This is a genomic window from Stenotrophomonas tumulicola, from assembly GCF_014117215.1.
GTDB classification, from domain to species: Bacteria; Pseudomonadota; Gammaproteobacteria; order Xanthomonadales; family Xanthomonadaceae; genus Stenotrophomonas; species Stenotrophomonas tumulicola.
Genome location: NZ_JACGXS010000020.1, coordinates 1 through 22,706, shown reverse-complemented (window position 1 = coordinate 22,706; position 22,706 = coordinate 1). Strand labels below are relative to the sequence as shown.

21 protein-coding genes are annotated in these 22,706 nt (G+C 65.8%); 9 read left to right on the top strand and 12 right to left on the bottom strand.

Translation table 11 applies throughout. The features are described 5' to 3' along the window. Window positions 1-84 precede the first annotated feature (84 nt). Complete coding sequence (lpdA, locus tag H4O11_RS19015) at window positions 85-1,521, top strand: dihydrolipoyl dehydrogenase (RefSeq protein ID WP_182342548.1); 1,437 nt, start codon at window positions 85-87, stop codon at window positions 1,519-1,521. Window positions 1,522-1,620: 99 nt separating this feature from the next. Here the strand turns inward: lpdA and H4O11_RS19010 are convergent, their stop codons facing one another. The 9 genes from H4O11_RS19010 to H4O11_RS18970 form a co-directional block, all read right to left on the bottom strand. Then, window positions 1,621-1,839 carry a hypothetical protein gene (locus H4O11_RS19010; RefSeq protein WP_182342545.1) on the bottom strand — a complete coding sequence of 73 codons (219 nt, stop codon included), beginning with the start codon at window positions 1,837-1,839 and terminating at the stop codon, window positions 1,621-1,623. A gap of 110 nt (window positions 1,840-1,949) precedes the next feature. Further along, window positions 1,950-3,542 (bottom strand): alkaline phosphatase D family protein, encoded by a 1,593-nt coding sequence (locus tag H4O11_RS19005; protein ID WP_425506098.1) that lies wholly within the window; start codon window positions 3,540-3,542, stop codon window positions 1,950-1,952. Further along, complete coding sequence (locus H4O11_RS19000; RefSeq protein WP_182342538.1) at window positions 3,539-5,779, bottom strand: TonB-dependent receptor; 2,241 nt, start codon at window positions 5,777-5,779, stop codon at window positions 3,539-3,541. Before H4O11_RS19000 ends, H4O11_RS19005 begins: the two co-directional genes overlap by 4 nt. Before the next feature lie 234 nt (window positions 5,780-6,013). Next, complete coding sequence (locus H4O11_RS18995; RefSeq protein WP_182342536.1) at window positions 6,014-7,438, bottom strand: replicative DNA helicase; 1,425 nt, start codon at window positions 7,436-7,438, stop codon at window positions 6,014-6,016. A 229-nt stretch (window positions 7,439-7,667) separates the two neighbouring features. After that, a complete protein-coding gene (locus H4O11_RS18990) occupies window positions 7,668-8,228 on the bottom strand; it encodes an NADPH-dependent FMN reductase (RefSeq protein ID WP_182342533.1) in 561 nt (186 codons plus the stop codon). 88 nt (window positions 8,229-8,316) lie between these two features. Then, window positions 8,317-10,260 carry an asparagine synthase (glutamine-hydrolyzing) gene (asnB, locus tag H4O11_RS18985; RefSeq protein WP_182342529.1) on the bottom strand — a complete coding sequence of 648 codons (1,944 nt, stop codon included), beginning with the start codon at window positions 10,258-10,260 and terminating at the stop codon, window positions 8,317-8,319. Window positions 10,261-10,392: 132 nt separating this feature from the next. Continuing rightward, window positions 10,393-11,070, bottom strand: coding sequence for a glutathione S-transferase family protein (locus H4O11_RS18980; protein ID WP_182342527.1), 678 nt, complete (start codon window positions 11,068-11,070; stop codon window positions 10,393-10,395). Between the two features lie 81 nt (window positions 11,071-11,151). Then, window positions 11,152-11,694: a GNAT family N-acetyltransferase gene (locus H4O11_RS18975; RefSeq protein WP_182342524.1), complete on the bottom strand. Its 543-nt coding sequence runs from the start codon at window positions 11,692-11,694 to the stop codon at window positions 11,152-11,154. 144 nt (window positions 11,695-11,838) lie between these two features. Next, complete coding sequence (locus H4O11_RS18970) at window positions 11,839-12,660, bottom strand: glycine zipper 2TM domain-containing protein (protein ID WP_281367608.1); 822 nt, start codon at window positions 12,658-12,660, stop codon at window positions 11,839-11,841. 164 nt (window positions 12,661-12,824) lie between these two features. On the opposite strand from H4O11_RS18970, the gene H4O11_RS18965 reads away from it, so the two are divergent. Next, complete coding sequence (locus H4O11_RS18965; protein WP_182342521.1) at window positions 12,825-13,037, top strand: DUF6116 family protein; 213 nt, start codon at window positions 12,825-12,827, stop codon at window positions 13,035-13,037. Next, a complete protein-coding gene (locus H4O11_RS18960; protein ID WP_182342518.1) occupies window positions 13,034-13,813 on the top strand; it encodes a TatD family hydrolase in 780 nt (259 codons plus the stop codon). The genes H4O11_RS18965 and H4O11_RS18960 overlap by 4 nt, the downstream gene beginning before the upstream one ends. Window positions 13,814-13,829: 16 nt before the next feature. On the opposite strand, the gene H4O11_RS18955 is transcribed toward H4O11_RS18960, so the two are convergent. Further along, window positions 13,830-14,624, bottom strand: a complete 795-nt coding sequence (locus H4O11_RS18955) for a tRNA threonylcarbamoyladenosine dehydratase (RefSeq protein WP_182342515.1) — start codon at window positions 14,622-14,624, stop codon at window positions 13,830-13,832. Between the two features lie 234 nt (window positions 14,625-14,858). Here H4O11_RS18955 and H4O11_RS18950 point away from each other — a divergent pair, with 234 nt between their 5' ends. Continuing rightward, window positions 14,859-15,347, top strand: coding sequence for a glycine zipper 2TM domain-containing protein (locus H4O11_RS18950; protein ID WP_182342512.1), 489 nt, complete (start codon window positions 14,859-14,861; stop codon window positions 15,345-15,347). Between the two features lie 91 nt (window positions 15,348-15,438). Here the strand turns inward: H4O11_RS18950 and H4O11_RS18945 are convergent, their stop codons facing one another. Further along, complete coding sequence (locus H4O11_RS18945; protein WP_019185917.1) at window positions 15,439-15,642, bottom strand: cold-shock protein; 204 nt, start codon at window positions 15,640-15,642, stop codon at window positions 15,439-15,441. A gap of 234 nt (window positions 15,643-15,876) precedes the next feature. On the opposite strand from H4O11_RS18945, the gene H4O11_RS18940 reads away from it, so the two are divergent. From H4O11_RS18940 to arsC, 3 genes are all read left to right on the top strand, one after another. Continuing rightward, window positions 15,877-16,362, top strand: a complete 486-nt coding sequence (locus H4O11_RS18940; protein WP_182342509.1) for a DUF456 domain-containing protein — start codon at window positions 15,877-15,879, stop codon at window positions 16,360-16,362. A 124-nt stretch (window positions 16,363-16,486) separates the two neighbouring features. After that, window positions 16,487-17,641 (top strand): phospholipase A, encoded by a 1,155-nt coding sequence (locus tag H4O11_RS18935; RefSeq protein WP_182342507.1) that lies wholly within the window; start codon window positions 16,487-16,489, stop codon window positions 17,639-17,641. Continuing rightward, complete coding sequence (gene arsC, locus H4O11_RS18930) at window positions 17,641-17,982, top strand: arsenate reductase (glutaredoxin) (RefSeq protein ID WP_182342505.1); 342 nt, start codon at window positions 17,641-17,643, stop codon at window positions 17,980-17,982. The genes H4O11_RS18935 and arsC overlap by 1 nt, the downstream gene beginning before the upstream one ends. 48 nt (window positions 17,983-18,030) lie before the next feature. On the opposite strand, the gene H4O11_RS18925 is transcribed toward arsC, so the two are convergent. Then, window positions 18,031-19,548, bottom strand: coding sequence for a FumA C-terminus/TtdB family hydratase beta subunit (locus H4O11_RS18925; RefSeq protein WP_182342502.1), 1,518 nt, complete (start codon window positions 19,546-19,548; stop codon window positions 18,031-18,033). 266 nt (window positions 19,549-19,814) lie between these two features. Here H4O11_RS18925 and H4O11_RS18920 point away from each other — a divergent pair, with 266 nt between their 5' ends. Both H4O11_RS18920 and H4O11_RS18915 read left to right on the top strand, forming a co-directional pair. Next, window positions 19,815-21,671, top strand: a complete 1,857-nt coding sequence (locus H4O11_RS18920) for an ABC transporter ATP-binding protein (RefSeq protein ID WP_182342499.1) — start codon at window positions 19,815-19,817, stop codon at window positions 21,669-21,671. Between the two features lie 80 nt (window positions 21,672-21,751). Beyond that, window positions 21,752-22,531, top strand: a complete 780-nt coding sequence (locus tag H4O11_RS18915) for a ferredoxin--NADP reductase (RefSeq protein WP_182342496.1) — start codon at window positions 21,752-21,754, stop codon at window positions 22,529-22,531. The last annotated feature ends 175 nt before the right edge of the window (window positions 22,532-22,706 follow it).

The following is a 22,706-nucleotide window of genomic DNA, read 5'->3' as shown; positions in this document are numbered from 1 at the left end:
CATGGCCATGGCCATGCCCTCCTCCCGGCGCCATGCGCCACCGGCCCGCCTGACGGGTCGAGGAAAGCATCAAGGAACCCTCAAATGGCTGAACAATTCGACGTCGTCGTCATCGGTGCCGGCCCGGCCGGTTACCACGCCGCCATCCGCGCCGCACAGCTGGGCCTGAAGACCGCCTGCATCGACGCGGCGCTGGGCAAGGATGGCAAGCCGGCCCTCGGTGGCACCTGCCTGCGCGTGGGCTGCATTCCGTCCAAGGCGCTGCTGGACTCCTCGCGCCAGTTCTGGAACATGGGCCACATCTTTGGCGACCATGGCATCAGCTTCAAGGACGCCAAGATGGACGTCGAGGCGATGGTTGGCCGCAAGGACAAGATCGTCAAGCAGTTCACCGGCGGCATCGCCATGCTGTTCAAGGCCAACAAGGTCGCTGCCTACTACGGCTTCGGCGAACTGCAGCCGGGCAACGTGGTCAAGGTGAAGCAGCATGACGGCTCGGAAGTCGAGCTGAAGGGCACCAACGTCATCATCGCCGCCGGTTCGGATTCGATCGAACTGCCGTTCGCGAAGTTCGACGGCGACACCATCGTCGACAACGTCGGCGGCCTGGACTTCACCGAAGTGCCGAACCGCCTGGCGGTGATCGGCGCCGGCGTGATCGGCCTGGAGCTGGGCAGCGTGTGGAAGCGCCTGGGTGCGGAAGTGACCATCCTGGAGGCACTGCCGGAGTTCCTGGCCGCTGCGGACGCCGAGGTGGCCAAGGTCGCGGCCAAGGAATTCAAGAAGCAAGGCCTGGACATCAAGCTGGGTGCCAAGGTCTCCAAGGCCGAAGTGACCGGCAAGGGCAAGAAGAAGGAAGTCGCCCTGACCTACACCGACGCTGAAGGCGAGAAGAGCCTGACCGTGGACAAGCTGCTGGTGGCCGTCGGCCGTCGCGCCGCCACCAAGGGCCTGCTGGCCGAAGGCACCGGCGTCAAGGTCAACGAACGTGGCCAGATCGAGGTGGACGACCACTGCCACGCCGGCGTGGACGGCGTGTGGGCGGTCGGTGACTGCGTGCGCGGCCCGATGCTGGCGCACAAGGGCTTCGAGGAAGGCATCGCGGTGGCCGAACTGATCGCCGGCCTGCCGGGCCACGTCAACTTCGACACCATTCCGTGGGTCATCTACACCGAGCCGGAACTGGCATGGGTCGGCAAGACCGAGGCGCAGCTGAAGGCCGAAGGTATTCCGTACAAGGCCGGCAGCTTCCCGTTCGCCGCCAACGGCCGTGCGGTCGCCATGATCGAGCCGGCTGGCTTCGTCAAGGTGCTGGCACATGCGGAAACCGACCGCGTACTGGGCCTGCACCTGGTAGGCGCCAACGTGTCCGAACTGGTGCACGAAGGCGTGCTGACCATGGAGTTCAACGGTTCGGCCGATGACCTGGCGCGTATCTGCCACGCCCATCCGTCGCTGTCGGAAGTGGTGCATGACGCCGCCATGGCCGTGAGCAAGCGCTCCATCCACAAGGCGAACTGATACGCCTTGGCCAAGCGACCTCGTCGTGGCTTCAAACAGAAACCCCGCCTCGGCGGGGTTTTTTCATGCGGGCCATGGCGCGTGGGACCGGTATGGCGCCTACGCTGCAGCCGGCCGTCGCCCACCACCCAGCAGGCGCGCAGGCAGCATCAGCACCGCGCCCAGGAAGGCGAACAGGGCCGAGAAGGTGATGCCGACCAGGCGGAACGGCAGGCTGAGCAGCCATACCAACGGCCACGCGATCAATGCAAGGATCGCCAGCGGCCAGCACAACACGAACAGCAGGCACCACACGCCGAGTGCGAACAGGGTCTTCATCATGGGTCTCCTCGGGCAGCACCGTGCCGCCTGGCGAGCATCCTTGCGTCCTGTGGGCCGCCCTGCAAGCGCGTTGCGATGAAACCCCGCATGCGCTGACGGAACCGGCGCTACAGGGTGCGCCGGGCCCCCGGGCGGCCGCGCTCGACCTGGAATCCCGCTGCGGCCGCCACCACCGCATCCGGTCGCAGCACGCTATCGGCAAAGCGCAGTTCGGCCTGCAGGGTGTCCCGAGCGAACTCCATGCGCCACCAGCCACGGCGGTCGCCGTCGAAGTAACGGATATGTGGATTCATCGGCATGGACGGGCCGTAGTAGGGCCCATAGGGCGTATCGTCCCCGCCGCTGCTGATCGCCGGGGCGACGAACTCGGTCGCCACCACGGCATCCCCGGCAACGTCGAAATCCAGCTTCAGGTCGTTGACGAAACTCGAATGCCAGTCGCCCCCCAGCACGATGCCATTGCCCTGCCCTGACTTGTGCAGGGCTTCAAGCATGCGACAGCGCGCGAGCGGATAACCATCCCAGGCATCGTTCCAGAAACGCTCGCGCGGCGTACCGGCGTCCAGCTTCAACTGCGCCATCAGCAACTGCTGCACCACCACGTTCCAGCGCAGCCCTGCGGCCGAGGCCATGGCCTGTTCGAACCACGCTTCCTGCCCAACGCCCAGCATGCTCGCGCGCGGGTCCAGCGCGGCCGCGCAGCGCGGTGTCTCGCCGACGCCGCAGGGGTTGGCCGGGCGGAACTGCCGGCAGTCCAGCAAGGTCAGTTGTGCGAGGTCGCCGTAACGCAGTTGGCGATGGATGCGCAGCCCGCCATTGGTAGTGGGCGCGCGCCGCACCGGCAGGTGCTCGTAGAAGGCGCGATACGCTGCGGCGCGCCGGGCGATGAACGTCTCCAGGCTGCCCCCCTCCTTCTCCGGGGTGATGCCGGAGTAGTCGTTCTGTACCTCGTGGTCGTCCCATATCACCGCGAAGGCATGCGCGGCGTGGGCCGCCTGCAGGTCCGGGTCCAGCTTGTACAGCGCGTACTGGTCGCGATAGCGCTGCAGGCTTGTCGTTTCGCCACTGAAACGCTGCGCATCGAGCACCACGCCGCGGGCATTCTGCAGTGGGCTGTATTCGTAGAGGTAGTCGCCTGCATGCAGCACCAGGTCGACATCGCTGCGCGCGATGTCCGCCAGCACGGGATAGTAGCCACTGTTCCAGGCCTGGCAGGAACACAGCGCCAGTTGCAGGCGATCCAGCCGCGCATCCGGCAGCGGCGTGGTGCGGAAGTGGCCGATGGGGCTTTCTTCATCACCATCGCAGGAAAACCGATAGAAGTAATCCCGCCCCGGCTGCAGGCCCATGACCTCCACGTGCACCGAGTGCGCCAGCTCCGGCACCGCCGCGGCGACGCCACGCTGCACGACCCGGCGCATGCCGGGATCTTCGGCGACGAACCAGCGTACCGGTACCGCCCGCGAGGGCATGCCACCGCCAAGCAGCGGTTCCGGTGCCAACCGCGTCCACAACACTGCCCCCTGCGCGTCCGGGTCACCGGACGCCACGCCCAGGGTGAACGGATCGCGCCCCAGCCGTGGCCGTGGGCCAGCCACGGCCAGCCCCGGCAACGCCGCCAAGGCGATGGCCGCCCCGGTTCCCTGCCATGCCAGCTGCAGCAGCCGCCGCCGGCCGGCGGCATCGACGGGCTGCATCAGAAGCGCGCGGTGACGGTCAGCATCGCCTGCCGCGGTGCGCCAACCTGCATGGTGCTCGAGGTCCGTGTCGGGTCGCTCTCGTACGTACCGTTGGTGTTGATCGAGGCCAGGTAGGTCTTGTCGGCCAGGTTGGTCAGGTTGAGTGCCACGGAGAGGTTCTGCACCGGACCGACGGCCCCGAAATCATAGGCAACAGCCGCGTTGAGCAGCCAGTAGCTGGGTACTGACAGGTCGTTGGTATAGGTGACATAGCGCTTGCCAACGTGGTTCGCCGACAGGCGCAGGTCCCACGGGCCGGGCGTCCAGGCCAACTGGGTGGCGAACATCCATTCCGGCGTGTCGACGGTCTTCTTGCCGCCGGTCGGCACCACGCCGTTGTTGAGGTAATCATCGTCGTAGGTGCTGTCATTGAAGGACAGCGCATTGGTCCAGGACAGGTCGCGTGCCGGCTTGAGCTGGAAGGTCGCTTCGGCACCCCGGCTGGTTACCGAGCCGACGTTGGAATACAGCGCCGGGCAGCCCAGGATGCCGACGCACTGTGCAATGGCCAGCAGGCGGTTGTCGAACTTCACGTCGAATACCGCCAGCGATGCTTCGAAGCCCTGGCCATAACCACGCCAGCCAAGTTCGATGGTGCGCGACTGTTCCGGCTCGAGGTTGGCGGCGCTGCTGTCGAAAGCGGCCTGCGGTACGTTGAACGGACTGCCCACGCCGAGCGCATAGGCGGCGATGTTCTTGGCGTACGAACCGAAGATCTCGTTGCCCGCGTTCAACTTGAAGTTGAAGCCGGCCTGCGGCAGGAAGCTGTCCTTGGCGGAGAGGCTGCTGCCGTCGGCATAGTCGCCGAGCGGCGTGCGCACGGTGGTGCGGGTATTGGGTGATTTGAAACCTACGTCCACGGTAAGCCGATCATCCAGCAGGCGGAAGCGATCCTGCACGTAGACCTGCCGGGTGATGGTGGTGAAGCGCTGCAACCAGAGCCGCTCGTCCGGGTTGCGCAGGAAGAAGCCGTCATCCAGCGGACCGTCGATGTAATAGAAATTGCGCGCCACGCTGTGGCCGTTGTCTTCGTACCAGAAGCCCGCCTCCAGCTCATGGCCACCAAGCTGCCAGGTAAACGCAGCCGTGACGCCGGTACGGTCGATCGCGTATTCGGTGGTACGGATGGAAATGGGGATCTCGCGGTCGGTACCCGGGTTGGACGGGTTGGAGGGACTGAACCAGTGTCCCTGGCCGCGATTGCTGTGATGGTAGACGTTGGCCTTCAGGCGCATCGCGTCGTTGAGGCCGAAGTCACCGGCGAGGCTGGCGAGGTCGTCGTTGCGTACCCCGTGGCCGGAAAAGTAGGCATCCCATGGACTGTTGACGTTGCCGCTGTACTGGCCGTTCGCCGCCGCTACCGCGCGTGCCCAGTCCGGCGCGTAGTTGTCCCAGTTCCAGCCAAGCCGCTCGATCATCTCCAGCGACAGGTCCTGGTAGTCCGCTTCGACGCGGCGGGAACTGTTGATGATCGCCGTGAGCTTGTTGTCCTCGCCAAAGTGGTAGGTGGCCTTGCCGTTGAACTGCTTGAGCTCCTGGTCGCCCCAGCCCTTCCACTTGTCGCCCTTGGAATAGACACCGGACAGGTAGGCGGCAAAGCCCTGGTGTTCACCGGTATCCAGCCGTGCATAGGTGCGCCGGGCGCTGTCGGTGCCGAAGCCCTGCGCCAGGGTCACGCCATATTCCGGAGACGGGTCGATCGAGAAGAACTGGAACACACCGCCGAGGTTGCTGGTGGACGGCGTGCCGAGCGCACCGATGCCGGTGGACACTTCGGCGCCGGCCAGGTTCTCACTGATCACCGCGCGGCTGACATGCAGGCCATTGCTGTTGCCGTAGGCCATGTTGCCCAGCGGAATACCGTCCAGCGTATAGCCCAGGCGACTCTGGTTGAAGCCACGCAGGCTGATGCTGGTGGACCATTCATAGGCGCCCGTGGCATCGGCCGATTCAAAGTGGACGCCGGGTTTGGTGGCCAGCAGCTTCAGCGGATTGGCGCCGGGTGGCAGCACTTTCATGTCTTCGGCCGTCACCCGCTGCACCTGGCGGGCTTCGCCACGACCGGTCACCGACACCGAATCCAGCGTGGTGGCGGAAGGCCCCTCGGTGGGTGCGCTCTCGGCCGATGCCAGCGACGGCAGTGCAGCACAGACCAGCAGGGCAAGCAGGTTGCGGCGGAGCGGAACGTGGAATGGCATGCGGGTGGGTTCCTTGGGCGCGCTGGACGCCGAAAGGCGGCGTCGAAGGGGAAGGCAGCGGCAGCATGGTAGGAACATCCCATGACATGGTATTTACAATTGAGACAGGCCAGCCCCTCCTGCCCGTCAGGCACACGATAATGCCGGGCCATGCCCGGCGCCCGCAGCGGCCGACACGGCCCCCGATCAATCCACGGTGCGGAACGGTCCGCCGGGCGTGGCCCGGCGCTACCGCTATTCGAACGAACCCACCGAATCGTGCGACAGGTTGTCGAAGCGGGTGTACTCACCGAAGAACTTCAGCTTGCACGAGCCGGTCGGACCACCACGGTGCTTGCCGATGATGATTTCGGCCAGGCCCTTGTCCGGCGAGTTTTCCTTGTTGTAGTAATCGTCGCGGTAGATGAACACGATCATGTCCGCGTCCTGCTCGATAGCGCCGGATTCGCGAAGGTCGGCCATCACCGGACGCTTGTCGGTACGTGTTTCCAGCGAGCGGTTGAGCTGGGACAGGGCGATCACCGGCACGTTGAGTTCCTTGGCCAGGCCCTTCAGCCCACGCGAGATCTCGGAGATTTCGGTGGCGCGGTTCTCACTGTTGCCCGGCACGCTCATCAGCTGCAGATAGTCGATGACGATCAGGCCCAGGTCGTGCTCGCGCTTGAGGCGGCGGCACTTGGAACGCAGCACCTCCGGCGACACGCCCGGGGTATCGTCGATGAAGATCTTGGTTTCCTTCAGCATGCGGATCGCGCCGGTCACCCGGCTCCAGTCCTCATCTTCAAGCTGGCCGGTGCGCAGGCGCTGGGCGTTGATGCGGCCATTGGAGGAGATGAGGCGCATCGCCAGCTGCGAGGCCGACATTTCCATGGAGAACACCGCCACGCCCTTCTTCGACTTGATCGCGGCGTATTCGGCAATGTTCAGCGCCAGGGTGGTCTTGCCCATCGCCGGGCGCGCGGCCAGGATGATCAGGTCGGTCGGCTGCAGGCCGGCGGTCATCGCATCGAAATCGGTGTAACCGGTAGGCAGGCCGGTGATGTTGCCGCCATTCTCGAAGCGGTTGCGCAGCTCTTCGAAGGCATCCTTCAGCGCGCCGGGCATGGCGACGAAATCAGTGCGGCCACGCGCGCCCTGCTCAGCGATGGCGAACACGGATTTTTCCGCGGTCGCCAGCAGCTCGCTGCTGTCGCGCCCTTCCGGCTGGAAGCCATCATTGACGATGTCGGTACCGACCTGGATCAGCTGCCGCAGCACCGCCTTGTCGCGGACGATTTCCGCATAGGCCACGATATTGGCGGCCGACGGCGTGGTGCTGGCCAGTTCGATCAGGTAAGCGCCGTCGCCGACCAGCTCCATCTTGCCCTGGGATTCGAACCACTCGCCCAGCGTCACCGCGTCGAACGGACGATCGCGCTCGGACAGCTCGCGGATCGCGCGGTAGATCATCTGGTGGTCGCGGCGATAGAAGTCTGCTTCGGTGAGCTGGTCGTTGACGCGATCGAACGCGTCCGGTGCCAGCATCAGCCCGCCCAGCACGGCCTGCTCGGCCTCCACCGAATGCGGCGGCACGCGCAGCTGATCGATGCGCGCATCATCGCGGTCGAAGCGGTCTGGGCGCTCCTTGCGGTCGGAACGGAAGCCGGTGCGGGCGGACATGGAGCGGGGTTTCCTACTGGTTGGGCCAATCGAGTGTAGGCATGCGACCTCCCTGGCCGCCATGGACAAGCCTGTGGATAAGCCGTGGAGAAACGGGGGATATCCAGCAGCGCGTGACCAGCGTGGCGCGGTCGCGTCGCACTGCCTGCGACAGGCACCCTTGCGGCGCCTGTTGCAGCCATTATCGCAGATCGCAGGATGTGTCCCTGCGCCACAGCGCGATCATCGTTCAGGCAGGCTTGCCGTGCAGCGTGACCAGCGACAGGAAACGCTCGACGAAGTCCAGCAGGAATTTCTCCGTGCCTTCGTTGGTGACCGTCCCATCGGCTTCGATCAGGCCTTCCTTGAAATGCAGGAACGCTTCGGGCTGGCCCAGTACCTGCATGTCCAGGTAAGCCAGCGTGTTGCGCAGGTGCTGCTGTGCCAGCGCAGTGCCGATGACCCCGATCGAGGCACCGATGACCGCGGCCGGCTTGCCGGAAAATGCACTGTCACCGTATGGACGCGAGCCGATGTCGATCGCGTTCTTCAACACGCCGGGCACCGAACGGTTGTATTCCGGGGTCACGAACAGCACCGCGTCCGCGCTGCGCACCTGCTGCTTCAGGCGTTTGCCCTGGGCCGGATAGTCCTGGTCGAAATCCTGGTCGTACAGCGGCAGGTCGCTGATCTGCACGTAGTCGAAGCGGGCCTTGCCGGCCGCCAGCCGTTCCAGTGCACGTGCAAGCTTCCGGTTGATGGATTCTTTGCGCAGGCTGCCAACGAAGACAGCAATGGTGTACCCAGCCATGGCGTTACAACCTTTTCGGGTCGGAAAGCCACAGGCTAATGGCGGTGGCCTTGTTGCACGGTGAAGGCGCGCCACCCCGGCAGGGCGGTCAGCTGCCCTGCACTTCCGCGCGGACGGCGCGCCAGTGCGCCTGCCAGGCCTGGAACATCAGCACGTTCCACAGGTGGGTATGCCACTTGCGTTCGCCACCGAGGAACTGCTGCCACAACGGCTGGATCGCGGCGGCCGAGAACACGCCTTCGCGCTGCAGGCGACCCGGATCCAGCAGCTCATCGGCCCACGGACGGAGGTCGCCGCGCAGCCAGTCGCCCACCGGCGCGCCGAAGCCGCGCTTTGGCCGATGCACCATCGACGGCGGTACGTAGCGGCCCAGCACGCGCTTGAGCAGCACCTTGCTGGTATCGCCCTGGCGCTTGAACGCCAGCGGCAGCGACCAGGCGAACTCGGCCACGCGCCAGTCCAGCAGCGGCGCCCGCGCCTCCAGGCTGACCGCCATCGAGGTGCGGTCGACCTTGCACAGCAGGTCATCGGGCAGATAGGTCGTGAAGTCGGCCAGCATCATCGCGTCGGCCGGCGTGCCAGCGCCATGCAGCGGATCGGCCAGGTCATAGAAACTGCCGGCCAGCTGCGCTCCCGGCACGGCCGCCGCCGGATCACGCCAGCGCGAAATGCGGTTGCGGTAGACATCGCCGATACCGCGTGCGCCGGTCTCCGCCAGCAGTGCCGCCATGCCGCCGGTCCGCGATGCTTCGCCCTGTCGCCCGGCCCGCGCGCCAAGCCAACGCCGCAACGGCGCCGGTACGCGGCCGAGCATCTGCCAGTTGCGCAGCGCGCGCACATAGCGCATGTAGCCGAAGAACAGTTCATCACCGCCATCGCCGGACAGCGCCACCGTGACCCCTTGGCGTGCCAGGCGGGCGACCAGCGCGGTCGGCACCTGCGAGGCATCAGCGAAAGGTTCGTCGAACATCGCCGGCAGCTGCGGCACCACCGCCAACGCATCGGCGCCGCTGACATACAGCTCGGTATGATCGCAGCCCAGGTGCGCGGCCAGTTCCCTGGCCAGCGGGGCCTCATCGTGATGCGAGCCGCTGAAACCGATGCTGAAACTGTGCACGGGCTGGTTGCTCTGCGCCTGCATCAATGCCGCGACCAGCGACGAATCGGTACCACCGGACAGGAACACGCCCACCGGAACATCCGCCACCATGCGCAGGCCCACCGCGTCACGCAGCAGTGCATCCAGTTGCTGTTCCGCCTCATCGATGCCACCCCTGAATGGCGCAGCCAGGGCAGCCTGCATGCGCGCGCGCGCATCCCAGAACGGCCGTTGTGCCTGCTCCGGACGATGTGCCGATGGCCCTGCCGCCACTGTCGCGGCATCCAGGCGCAGGATGCGGCCGGGCATCATCTTGAAACAGCGCTGGTGGATGCTGTGCGGTGCCGGGATGTAATCCAGCCGCAGCAGCAGGGTCAGCGCATCGCGGTCGATGTCATTGTCGAATTCCGGGTGTTGCCATAACGCCTTCAGTTCCGAACCGAACACCAGCGTGTCGCCGGCCCAACCGTAATACAGCGGCTTCTTGCCAACGCGGTCGCGCGCCAGCCACAGGCAGCGTTGTTCGCGGTCCCACAGCGCGATGGCGAACATGCCGTTGCAGCGCTGCAGGGTTTCATCCAGCCCCCATTGCAGGATCGCCGCCAGCAGCACTTCGGTATCGGAGTGGCCACTGAAGGCATGGCCAAGCGGCTCCAGCTCCGCGCGCAATCCGGCAAAATTGTAGACCTCGCCGTTGTAGGCCATCACGTAACGTCCATCGGCCGAGGTCATCGGCTGGTGGCCCAGTGGCGACAGATCCAGGATGCTCAGGCGCCGGTGGGCCAGCGCGATGCCCGCGGCCTCATCGGCCCATACGCCGCTGTCGTCCGGTCCACGGTGCAGCAGGGCGTCGCCCATGCGCCGGGCCAACGCCTGCATCGGCCCGATCCCCAGCGAAGGTTCCGGCAACAACATTCCCGCCAATCCACACATGCATCCGGTTTCCTGCGCCAAAGCCAGTGCGGCGCTACCCCGGCATTGTCGCCCGCGGCGTAGAGCGGGTCCATGACCCGCTGCTTCTGCCGGTGACCGGCATGGCCCTCCGCTACCCCACGCCCCGGCCGGTCATGGGCCCGTCCTGCCACCTGCCGCCGCGTCGAACCTCGCCTGGACCGCCGGGTCCACCGATGGCATGGCGACGAATCCGGGCTGGGCACGCACGCGGTCCAACCAGGCGAGGATGGCCGGAAAAGGCTGCAGCGCAACGCCACCATCAGCGGCGACGTCGGTGTAGGCAAACAAGGCGATATCGGCGATGCCGTAGTGCGTACCGCTGAACCATTGCGCGCCGGAAAGATGCTGCTCCATCACCGCCAGTGCATGCGCGGCACGTTCGCGCACGTGCGGCAACTCGGCACGCCGCGGAGAATCCGCCGCGGTCCAGCCGCAGATGAAACGCGCCACCGCGATGTAGGGCTCGTGGCTGTACTGTTCGAAGAACATCCAGCGCAGCGCCTGCGCGCGTTCCCAGCCATCGCTGGAGAGATACGGCGTGCCTTCGGCCAGCCAGAACAGGATCGCGTTGGATTCGGCCAGCACGCGGCCGTCATCGCGCACCACCAGCGGCACCTTGGCATTGGGATTGAGCGCAAGGAATGCAGGCTCGTGGGTCTGCCCGTGCGCGCTGTCGACCTCGACCCAGCGATAGCGTGCGCCAAGCTGTTCCAGCAGCAGGCGGACCTTGTGGCAGTTGCCCGACACCGACATCCCGTGGACGGTCAGCCCTACCCGCTCATCGACCATCTGCCTGTTCCACCCGCGATGCCGGCCGCGCCGACGTTGCCGGAAGTCTGGCGACTGCCCACGGATTTGCCAAGCGCGGTGTCAGCCGTGCCGGGCAATCCATTGCGCGCGCGACTGTCCCCATACCTCCACCGGTTTGCCTTCGTGCGGCGCAGGCAGTTCGCCCATGCGCAGCAACGTACTGCCCAGCTTGGCAGCCACTGCCTTGGAGTTCACGTTGTCCGGCGCGATGGTATGGATGACCTCGGCCCACCCCAGCGTGGCGAAGGCCCAGTCGATGGCGGCGGCTGCCCCCTCGGGGGCATAGCCCCGGCCCCAGCTTTCGCGGCGGATGCTCCAGCCCACTTCGGTGCCCGGCCAGTCCAGCGGCTGCCACGGCCCCAGCCGGCCCACCCATTGCCCGCTGGATTTCTCGATCACGCTGAACATGGAAAAGCCGAACAACTGCCAGGCGCCGGCCAGCCCGCAGAAGCTGCGCCAGGCAACCGATCGTGGCTGCACACCCCCCAGGTGCGACATGACCTCTTCATCGGCGCAGAACGCCAGGAACGGTTCAAGGTCTTCGCGCAGGGGCGGACGCAGGACCAGGCGATCGGTCTCCAGGCGAAGGTCGAAGATGCTCATCCAGCTGTCCTCCAGGGTTTGCGCGCCGGTGCCCTCGGCACGGTGGCCACCAGTCTGCCGTGCCGGCGCCGGAAACAGAACAGGCCGGCTTGCGCCGGCCTGTGCAGGCCTCGATGCAGCGGGCCGCGGCCCGCCCCACCTGCATTACTGGCGCGTGCCGCCCACGTCCGCTGCAGCGGTCTGGGTCACCAACTGGCCGTCGACCACCGGCAGGCGATCGCTGGCCGGCTTGTCGTTCATGCGGATGGTCTTCTCGGCACCGTCGTAACGGTAGGTCACGTCGTAACCCTTGACCACGTCGCTGGTACCCATCGCGATGCGGTTGCCCGGCTTGCTGTCCATGCGCATGGTGCCGGTGGTGCCATCTTCGTTGCGGTAGGTGACGTTGTAACCGGTCACCCGGCTCGACTCGGAAGTCGTCGTTTCAGTGTGGCACTGGCGTTCGGTGCGGTTGACCACGCGACCACCGACATGGCGCTTGTCGACGGTATTGCCGATCACGCCACCGGCCACGGCACCCGCAGCGGTTGCCACCTTGCGCCCGCTGCCACCGCCCACCTGGTTGCCCAGCAGGCCACCGATCACTGCACCGGCTACCGTGCCGCCGACATTGCCGTCGCGCTCGGGCAGGCGTTCCTGCACCACGACGTCCTCGCATACTTCATGCGGCGTCTGGGTCGACGAGCTCTGGCGCACCGCTTCGGTACCGATGACGGTGGCGTATGCCTTTTCCTTCTCGGTGATCGGATCCACGCGCAGCACGTCGGCATATTCCAGCCCGCGCTTCACATCCAGCGCATCGCTGGGCGCGCCATCATCGGCCACGCTGCCGTCGGCCTGCGTGGTGCCATCGGCACCAAGGAGATCCGGCGTCGAGTCGCCACTCTTCATGAAGGCAGCCGTGGCGATGCCACCGACCAGCAGCGCACCCGCGGCGACCAGGACAGTAGTAGTTGTTGGTTTCATGACCTGCTCCTTGCGGACCATCCGCAACGTTCTTGGTGCAGATTGCATCATGCAGCGGCTGAACGGAATCTCCACATTTCCTTCGCATTGCGGACTCCTATTCAGGAAAGGGCCATGCATGGCCCGTGGTAGCGTTTGCAGCTTGTCCTTTCGAGGTTCTGGCCATGGCCAATCCGATGTTGCTGCCGGTATTGGAGTGGGCGCGGCGGCTGCGCTTCCCCACCTTGTTCAAACTGACCGCCGGCCTGTTCGCGGTCACCCTGGTGGTGCCCGACCCGATCCCCTTCGTCGATGAGCTGCTGTTGGGCATGGGTACGCTGCTGCTGGCGAACTGGAAGAGCCGCCCGCCGGCCAAGCCACCGCTGCAGGCCCCGTGACCGTGCTGATCGACAGCCACTGCCACCTGGATGCCGGCGAGTTCGACCGTGACCGCGAACAGGTGATCGCGCGCGCGCGCGCCGCCAGCGTGGTGGCGCAGGTGGTACCGGCGATCACCGCAGCCAGCTGGCCGAAGCTGCGCCAGGTCTGCCAGCAGGCACCGGGGCTGTTCCCTGCCTACGGCCTGCACCCGGTATTCCTGCAGGAACACGAGCCTGAGCACCTGGTGCAGCTGGGCGAGTGGATCGAACGCGAGCGCCCCTGCGCGATCGGCGAATGCGGCCTGGATTTCTTCATCGACGGCCTGGACCGCGAACGCCAGCAGCATTATTTCGTCGGGCAGCTGCAACTTGCACGCCGGTTCGACCTGCCGGTGATCGTGCATGCACGACGCGCCGTGGACGCGGTGATCGCCGCCATCCGCCGCGTTGGCGGCCTGCGCGGCGTGGTGCACAGCTTTTCCGGAAGCCTCCAGCAGGCTGCGCAACTGCACGAACAGGGATTCCTGCTCGGCCTGGGCGGCCCGGCCACCTACGAGCGGGCGCAGCGCCTGCACCGGCTGGTACGCGAAATGCCCCTGGCGCAGTTGCTGCTGGAAACCGACGCACCGGACCAGCCGGATGCGGGAATCCGCGGCCAGCGCAACGAACCGGCGCGCCTGCGCGAGATTGCCGTGCACGTGGCCGGCCTGCGTGGAATCACGGTGGAGCAACTGGCAGCGGCAACCGCTGCCAATGCGCAACGCCTGTTCGGCCTGCCTGCAGCGGACGGGTGATGCCTGCGGGGACCGGCTACCCCTGCTTCTGCCCCAGCAACATCTCCAGCGCCTTGGCCACCGCCGCGAACGCGAACGCCCCGGTGATGTGGGTGGCCGCTCCCAGCCCTGCGCCACAATCCAGCTTCAACGCCGCATCGGCGCCCAGGTCCGGGCGAACGCCGCACACGCTGCCGTCAGCCTGCGGGTAGCGGACATTCTCCAGCGAATACACCGCCGGCACGCCGAAATAGCGCTTGGCGTTCTTCGGGAAATTGAACTCGCTGCGCAGCTTGCGGCGGATCAGTGCCAACAGCGCATCGTGCTCGGTGCGTGACACATCGCGCACCCGCACCTGGGTCGGGTCGGTCCTGCCGCCCGCCGCTCCCACGGTCAGCAGCGGCAGCTTGCGGCGACGGCACCAGACGATGGTCTCCACCTTGACCCGGAAGCTGTCGCAGGCATCGATGACCAGGTCGAATCGACGATCCAGCAGCTCGGCCATGTTGCCCGGGGTCAGGAAGTCCTGCACTGCGTCCACGTCGATGCCCGGATTGATCGCACGGCAGCGTTCGGCCATCGCCACGGCCTTGTTGCGGCCGTACTGGCCTTCCACGGCGGGCAACTGGCGATTGGTATTGGACACGCAGATGTCATCGGCATCGATCAGGGTCAGGTGCCCGACTGCCGAGCGCGCCAGCGCCTCCACCACCCAGGATCCCACTCCGCCCATGCCGACCACCGCGACCCGGCGCGACTGCAGCGTCTCCAGCGAGCCGCGCCCATACAAGCGTTCAATGCCGGCGAAACGTTCTTTGACCTGTTCATTCATCGACGCATTTTACGCTGCCGGGGCGCGCAGCCCCAAGCCGGCAGATGCACCGGCTGTGGCGCCGGCCTGGGCATATGACGCCAATGATCGTCGTATGCCACTCTGTTTCTTCCGCCTATTCAGGCAATAGCCGGGAACCGTCGTCGTGGTTGGCATGCCGTTCACGCTCAAAGCGGGACGATTCAGCAAACACGCGCACCAGACGCCCTTCCCTTCTGGCCAGGAGAACCACCCATGAAGATCCAGCTCATCGCCGCCAGTGCCGTCGCCACCCTCGCCCTGGCCGGCTGTGCCACCTCGCCGGGTTATGGCGGCGGCGGTTACGGCAACAACAACAGCTATGGCAACAGCGGCGGCAACTATGACACCAGCCGCTGCGCCGACTGCGGCATCGTCACCCGCATCAACACCGTGGCATCCGGCCGCAGTGCGCCCACCGCCACTGGCGCGGTACTGGGCGGCATCGTTGGCGCGGTGGCCGGCCATGAGATCTCCGACCATACCGGTGGCAGCCGCGGCAACAAGAACATCGCCGCCGCCGCAGGCGCCGTCGGTGGTGCGCTTGCCGGCAACCAGATCCAGAAGAACGTCACCAACGATACCTATGACATCTCCGTGCGCATGGACGACGGCCGCACCATCGTGGTGAACCAGCGCGACCTGGGCGGCATCCGCGAGAACACCTATGTGCGCGTGGTCAACGGCCGCGTGGTGCTGCGCTGAGCCGGTACCCGGCCACGGCAGCCTGAAAACCGGAAAGGGCCCGCGCGAGCGGGCCCTTTCCGTGTTCCAGGCAGGCAGTACCGGTGTGCGCTTAGAGCGGCTTCACCTTGTCCGCCTGCAGGCCCTTCTGGCCGGTGACGACTTCGAACTCAACCGCTTGGCCTTCCTTCAGGCTCTTGAAGCCCTGGGATTCGATCGCGCGGAAATGCACGAACACGTCCTCGCCGCTTTCACGGCTGATGAAACCAAAACCCTTCGCGTCGTTGAACCACTTGACGGTGCCCTTCTCAGCCATCTTGCCTACTCCCTGACTCTTCTTGTAGTTGGATACACCCTGACAGGCGGCTGACAAGCAAGGAGGAAGCGAGGTGCAACGATGCAGCGGATCGGAAAGATCTACCATCATCAGGCCACGATTCACGGTGACCTTGCCAAGCTCAGCGGGGCCAACTTAACCCGATAAAAACGAAAAAGCAACGGGTAATCCACCCTTCTGTCAACCCCGATTCGACCTACCATACGGATACGAATGGACCTTTCATTCATCTTGTACCTGCTAGCCGCTGTCAGCGTACTGCTCGGCATCGCCGGGGTCGTGCTGCCGGCCCTTCCGGGCATTCCGCTGGTTTTCGCCGGCCTGCTGCTGGCAGCGTGGGCAGACGGCTTCGCCCACGTCGGCTGGCCGACGCTGCTGGTATTGGCCGTACTCACCCTGCTGTCATTGCTGGTGGACGTGTTGGCCACGGTGGTGGGGGCACAGCGTGTCGGTGCCAGCCGCAAGGCACTGTGGGGTACCTTCATCGGCAGCATCGCCGGGCTGTTCTTCATGCCGCTCGGCCTGTTCCTGGGGCCGTTGCTGGGGGCATTGGCCGGCGAGTACTGGCACAGCCGCGAACTGGGCCGTTCCACCCGGGTCGGGCTGGCGACGTGGCTGGGCATCCTGCTTGGGCTGGCATTGAAAGTCGCGCTGCTGGTATCGATGCTGGGCCTGTTCGCATTCGGCTGGTTCTTCTGAGCACGGGCCCGGCGGTACCTCCGCCCTGCCCCGGCCATGCGCCGTGCATGGGGCTGGCTCCGCGCGGCCCAAGCCGCCACACTAGTGGCGCATCCCCCAATTTCTCCGTGCAAGGGCCCGCAGCATGACCCTCACCGCTTCCTTTCCCCGAATTGCGCCGCTCGCCCTTGCGCTGGCCAGTGCACCACTGGCCGCACAGGAATTCTCGGCATCGCCGGTTACCACGCCGAGCGCATGTGCGGCCATCACCACCGATGCAGCACGACTGGCCTGCTACGACCGGTTGTTCGGACCCACGCGTGCGACCACCGCCGAAGCCGATGCCGCCGCCGCGGCCGCCGCCGAAGCGCGCCGGGAACAACGCCAGGCGGTACGCGTGAGCGAAGGCGAGGAAAAACTGCGCGCCCGCGTGGGCGACCTGTTCCGCCCGCAGCCGCATGACACCGCACTGGCCAATGCCGGCCGTGGATCGTTGCTGGACAGCCGCTGGGAATTGGCCGAGGACTCCAAGCTGGGGCCCTTCCAGCTGCGTGCCTACAAGCCGGTATACCTGCTGCCTGCATTCTGGACCAGCGACAAGAACCAACTGCCGCAGTCACCGAATCCGGCGAACACGGTGACCACCCCGCAGCTGCTGGACAGCAGTGAACTGAAGTTCCAGTTGAGCTTCAAGACCAAGATCGCCGAGAACGTATTCGGTGACAATGGCGATATCTGGGCCGGCTATACCCAGAGTTCGCGCTGGCAGGCCTACAACGCAGAGAACTCGCGCCCGTTCCGCGAAACCAATTACGAACCGGAAGTGATGATGGTCTTCCGCAATGGATACTCCATCGGCGGCTGGCACGGCCGCATGGCGGCCATCGGCATCAACCACCAGTCCAACGGTCGTTCCGATCCCTTCTCGCGCAGCTGGAACCGGGTGATCCTCAACATCGGCCTGGACCGCGAGAACTGGGCACTGATGCTGCGCCCCTGGTACCGGCTGCCCGAATCGCGCAGCGATGACAACAATCCGGACATCGATGACTACATGGGGCGTGGCGATGCCACCCTGGTGTGGAACCGCAACGGCCACGAAGTCGCGCTGGTCGCCCGCCATTCGCTGCGTGGTGGCGACCGCTCGCATGGTGCCCTGCAGCTCGATTATGGTTTCCCGATCAGCAACCTGTTGCGTGGCCATATCCAGATGTTCGATGGCTATGGCGAGAGCATGATCGACTACAACCACAAGGCGACCTACATCGGCGTCGGCGTCTCGTTGCTGGAGTGGTTCTGATGACCGTGGTCATCTGGCACAACCCGGCCTGCAGCAACTCGCGTGGTGCGCTGAAGCTGGTTCGCGACGCGGGCCTGGATCCGCAGATCGTCGATTATCTTGCCGTTCCCCCGGATGCAGCGACGCTGCGACAGGTGCTGGCTGATGCCGGGCTGCAGGCAAGCGGGCTGGTCCGCAGCAAGGAACGCCTGTACGCGGAACTGGGCCTGGCCGATGCCGGGGAGGACGCGCTGGTAGAGGCGATGGCTGCGCATCCACAACTGATCAACCGGCCCGTGGTGATCACCAGCAAGGGCACCCGCCTGTGCAGGCCACCGGAACGGGTGCTGGAGATCCTGTGAGTTGCACTCGCCGAGCATGGCTCGGCGTTACCCTGGCCTGCGATGGCTTCAGGCCACCACCACCGGGATCTTGCCGATACGGGCCTGCCATTCGCGCGGGCCGGTGATGTGTACCGATTCGCCGGTGGAATCCACCGCCACGGTCACCGGCATGTCCTGCACGGTGAACTCGTAGATCGCTTCCATGCCCAGATCGGCGAAGCCGACCACCTTGGCCGCCTTGATCGCCTTGGACACCAGGTAGGCCGAACCGCCCACTGCCATCAGGTAAGCCGACTTGTTGTCGCGGATCGCTTCGATCGCCGCCGGACCGCGCTCGGCCTTGCCGACCATGCCCAACAGCCCGGTCTGCTCCAGCACCTGGCGGGTGAACTTGTCCATGCGGGTGGCGGTGGTCGGGCCGGCCGGGCCCACCACTTCATCGCGCACGGGATCGACCGGACCCACGTAGTAGATGAAGCGGCCCTTGAGGTCTACCGGCAGCGGCTCGCCCTTGTCCAGCATTTCCACCATGCGCTTGTGCGCGGCGTCGCGGCCTGTCAGCAGCTTGCCGTTGAGCAGCAGCGTCTGGCCCGGCTTCCAGCTGGCGACGTCTTCCGGGGTGATCGTGTCGAGGTCGACACGGGTGCCCTTGGAGGCGTCGTAGGTGATCTGCGGCCAGTCTTCCAGCGACGGCGGGTCCAGCATCACCGGGCCGCTGCCATCCAGGGTGAAGTGCGCGTGGCGGGTGGCCGCGCAGTTCGGAATCATCGCCACCGGCAGGTTGGCCGCGTGGGTCGGGAAATCCTTGACCTTGATGTCCAGCACCGTGGTCAGGCCGCCCAGGCCCTGCGCACCGATACCCAGCGCGTTGACCTTGTCGAACAGTTCCAGGCGCAGTTCTTCGGCGCGGTTGGAGGCGCCACGGGCCTTCAGTTCGTTGATGTCGATCGGCTCCATCAGCGATTCCTTTGCCAGCAGCATCGCCTTCTCGGCGGTGCCGCCGATGCCGATGCCGAGCATGCCCGGCGGACACCAGCCGGCGCCCATGGTCGGCACCGTCTTCAGCACCCAGTCGACGATCGAGTCGGACGGGTTGAGCATGGCGAACTTGGACTTGGCTTCCGAGCCGCCGCCCTTGGCGGCCACGATCACCTCGACGTGGTCACCCGGCACCACCTTGACGTTGACCACGCCCGGGGTGTTGTCCTTGGTGTTGGTGCGCTTGCCGGCCGGATCGGCCAGCACCGAGGCGCGCAACTTGTTGTCGGGATGGTTGTAGGCACGGCGCACACCTTCGTTGGCCATGTCTTCCACGCCCATGGTGGCGTCGTCCCAACGCACGTTCATGCCGATTTCCAGGAACACGGTGACGATACCGGTGTCCTGGCAGATCGGGCGGTGGCCTTCGGCGCACATCCGTGAATTGATCAGGATCTGGGCCATCGCTTCCTTCGCGGCCGGTGACTCCTCACGCTCGTAGGCAGCGGCGAGGCTCTTGATGTAGTCGACCGGGTGGTAGTACGAGATGTACTGCAGCGCGTCGGCGATGGACTGGATGAGGTCTTCCTGCTTGATCGATGTCACGACTTGCTCGCTTGCTGGAGGCTGGCGGGGGTAATCCACCCATTTTACCCCCTGCGAGCGGCCGCTGTAGCGCCGGGCCATGCCCGGTGGCTCCTGGAGCTGCCGCTGTAGCGCCGGGGCATGCCCGGCGATTACTGGAGCTGCCGCTGCGCTCGCCGGGCATGGCCCGGCGCTACAACCGTGGCCGGCGCTACGTCCGTGGGCCGGCGCGGCAACCGTGCCTGGCGCTACCGTATTGTCACGCCACGCTGGTGCACACTACGCCCATGCCAGACAGCCCCCCTTCCGCACGCCCCAGCCTGCGCCAACGCTTCAGCGCGATGCGCAACCTGCCTCCCTTCCTGCGCCTGGTGTGGCAGACCAGTCCCGCGCTGGCCATGGCCAGCCTCGGCCTGCGCGTGATCCGCGCACTGCTGCCGGTGGCGATGCTGTACGTCGGCAAGCTGATCATCGACGCGGCGGTACAGCTGAGCCAGCACGACGCCGGCTTCCCTCCCTTTGGCGACGCGCTGGCCAGCGGGCGACTCAATCCCCTGCTGGTGCTGCTGGCCCTGGAGTTCGGCCTGGCCATCGCCTCGGACCTGCTCGGGCGCATCGTCAGTTACGCCGATTCACTGCTCTCGGAGCTGTTCAACAACGCCACCAGCGTACGCCTGATGGAACATGCCGCGTCACTGGACCTGGAGGACTTCGAAGATCCGGAACTGCAGGACAAGCTGGACCGCGCACGACGCCAGACCATGGGGCGGATGAACCTGATGAGCCAGTTGTTCGGCCAGGTCCAGGACGCCATCACCGTGGCCAGCCTGGCCGTCGGCCTGCTGATCTATGCACCGTGGCTGATCGTGTTGCTGGCGCTGGCACTGGTGCCGGCCTTCATCGGCGAATCCCACTTCAACGCGGCCGGCTACAGCCTCAACTTCCAATGGACACCCGAGCGGCGCCAGCTGGATTACCTGCGCCAGGTCGGCGCCAGCGTGGAAACGGCCAAGGAGGTGAAGATATTCAATCTCCATCGCTTCCTGATCGAACGCTACAGGCTGCTGGCAGAGCGCTTCTTCCACGCCAACCGGGCGTTGGCGCGCAAGCGCGCGTTCTGGGGCACGCTGCTGGCCGCATTGGGCACGCTGGGGTATTACACCGCCTATGCCTACATCGCCTGGCGCACGGTGCGTGGCGATTTCAGCATCGGCGACCTGACCTTCCTGGCCGGCAGTTTCCTGCGCCTGCGCCAGTTGCTGGAGGGCCTGCTGATCGGCTTTTCGCAGGTGGCCAGCCAGGCGCTGTACCTGGACGATCTGTTTTCGTTCTTCCAGATCGAGCCGGAAATCCACACCCGTGCCAATGCGGTTCCGGTACCGCGCCCGATCACCGGGGGATTCGTGTTCGAGGATGTCGGGTTCCGTTACCCGGATGCGGAAAAGTGGGCGGTCCGCCATCTCGACTTCCAGCTGCAGGCAGGCGAGGTGCTGGCACTGGTCGGCGAAAACGGGGCAGGCAAGACCACGCTGGTCAAGCTGCTGGCCCGGCTGTACGACCCCGACGAGGGCCGGATCCTGCTCGATGGCCGCGACCTGCGCGACTATGACCTGGATGACCTGCGCGCGAACATGGGGGTGATCTTCCAGGACTTCGTGCGCTACAACCTGACGGCAGGCGAGAACATCGGCGTGGGCCAGGTGGATGCCATCGACGACCAGCCGCGGATCCGCGATGCCGCACGGCGCGGCATGGCCGAAGAGGTCATCGACGGATTGCCGGCCGGTTACCAGCAGGTGATCGGGCGCCGCTTCAAGCAGGGCGTGGACCTGTCCGGCGGGCAGTGGCAGAAGATCGCCATCGCGCGCGCCTACATGCGCCATGCACAGGTGATGATCCTGGACGAGCCGACCGCCGCGCTCGACGCGCGCGCGGAATATGAGGTGTTCCAGCGCTTCCGCGAGCTGTCGGAACAACGCACCGCCGTACTGATCTCGCACCGGTTTTCCTCGGTACGCATGGCCGACCGCATCCTGGTGCTGGCCGATGGCCGGATCGAGGCCAGCGGCAGCCATGCCGAGCTGATCGCCCAGGGCGGCCGATACGCGGAGTTGTTCGAGCTGCAGGCCGCTGGGTATCGCTGAACGCCTCTCATTCCGCCTAATGAGAACCTGTCTCATTTGAGGTAGAATGACCAGGACGATTTCCTGGATACGCTACCCCCATGTCTGCTGCTTTCGGCGCCGAGACGGTGCTTGAGGTCCGCCACTGGACCGATGCCTACTTCAGCTTCACCCTGACCCGCGACAGCGGTTTCCGCTTCGAGAACGGCCAGTTCGTGATGATCGGGCTGGAGACCGAGGCGCGGCCGTTGCTGCGCGCCTACTCCATCGCCAGCGCGAACTGGGAAGAGAACCTGGAGTTCTTCAGCATCAAGGTGCAGGACGGCCCGCTGACCTCGCGCCTGCAGCACATCAAGCCGGGCGACAAGGTGCTGGTCGGCAAGAAGCCCACCGGTACGCTGTTGATCAGCGACCTGCACCCCGGCAAGAACCTGTACCTGCTGGGCACCGGCACCGGCATGGCGCCGTGGCTGTCGGTGATCAAGGACCCGGAAACCTACGAACGCTTCGACAAGGTGATCCTCACCCACGGCGTGCGTTACGAAAAGGACCTGGCCTACCGGGATTATTTCGAAAAGGAACTGCGCGAGCACGAATTCCTCGGCGAGATGATCGGCGACAAGCTGCTCTATTACCCCGCCGTCACCCGCGAGCCGTTCGCCAACCAGGGCCGCCTGACCTCGCTGCTGGAAAGCGGCGAGATGCAGCGCACGCTGGGCCTGCCGGAGCTGGACCCGGCCAATGACCGCGCAATGATCTGCGGCAGCCCGCAGATGCTGGCCGACCTGCGCACGGTGCTGGACGCCCGCGGCTTCCAGGTTTCCCCGCGCATCGGCTCACCGGGCCACTACGTATTCGAACGCGCCTTCGTCGAAAAATAAGGGTAGCGCCGGGCCATGCCCGGCGGATACCAGACGGTTACAGCAGCGCTTCGATCTCGCCGCGCAGCTGCCCCGGCGTGGTGGCCGGCGCGTCATACGTATTCGAACGCGCCTTCGGCGAAAAACAAGGGTAGCGCCGGGCCATGCCCGGCGGATACCAGACGCCGGGCATGGC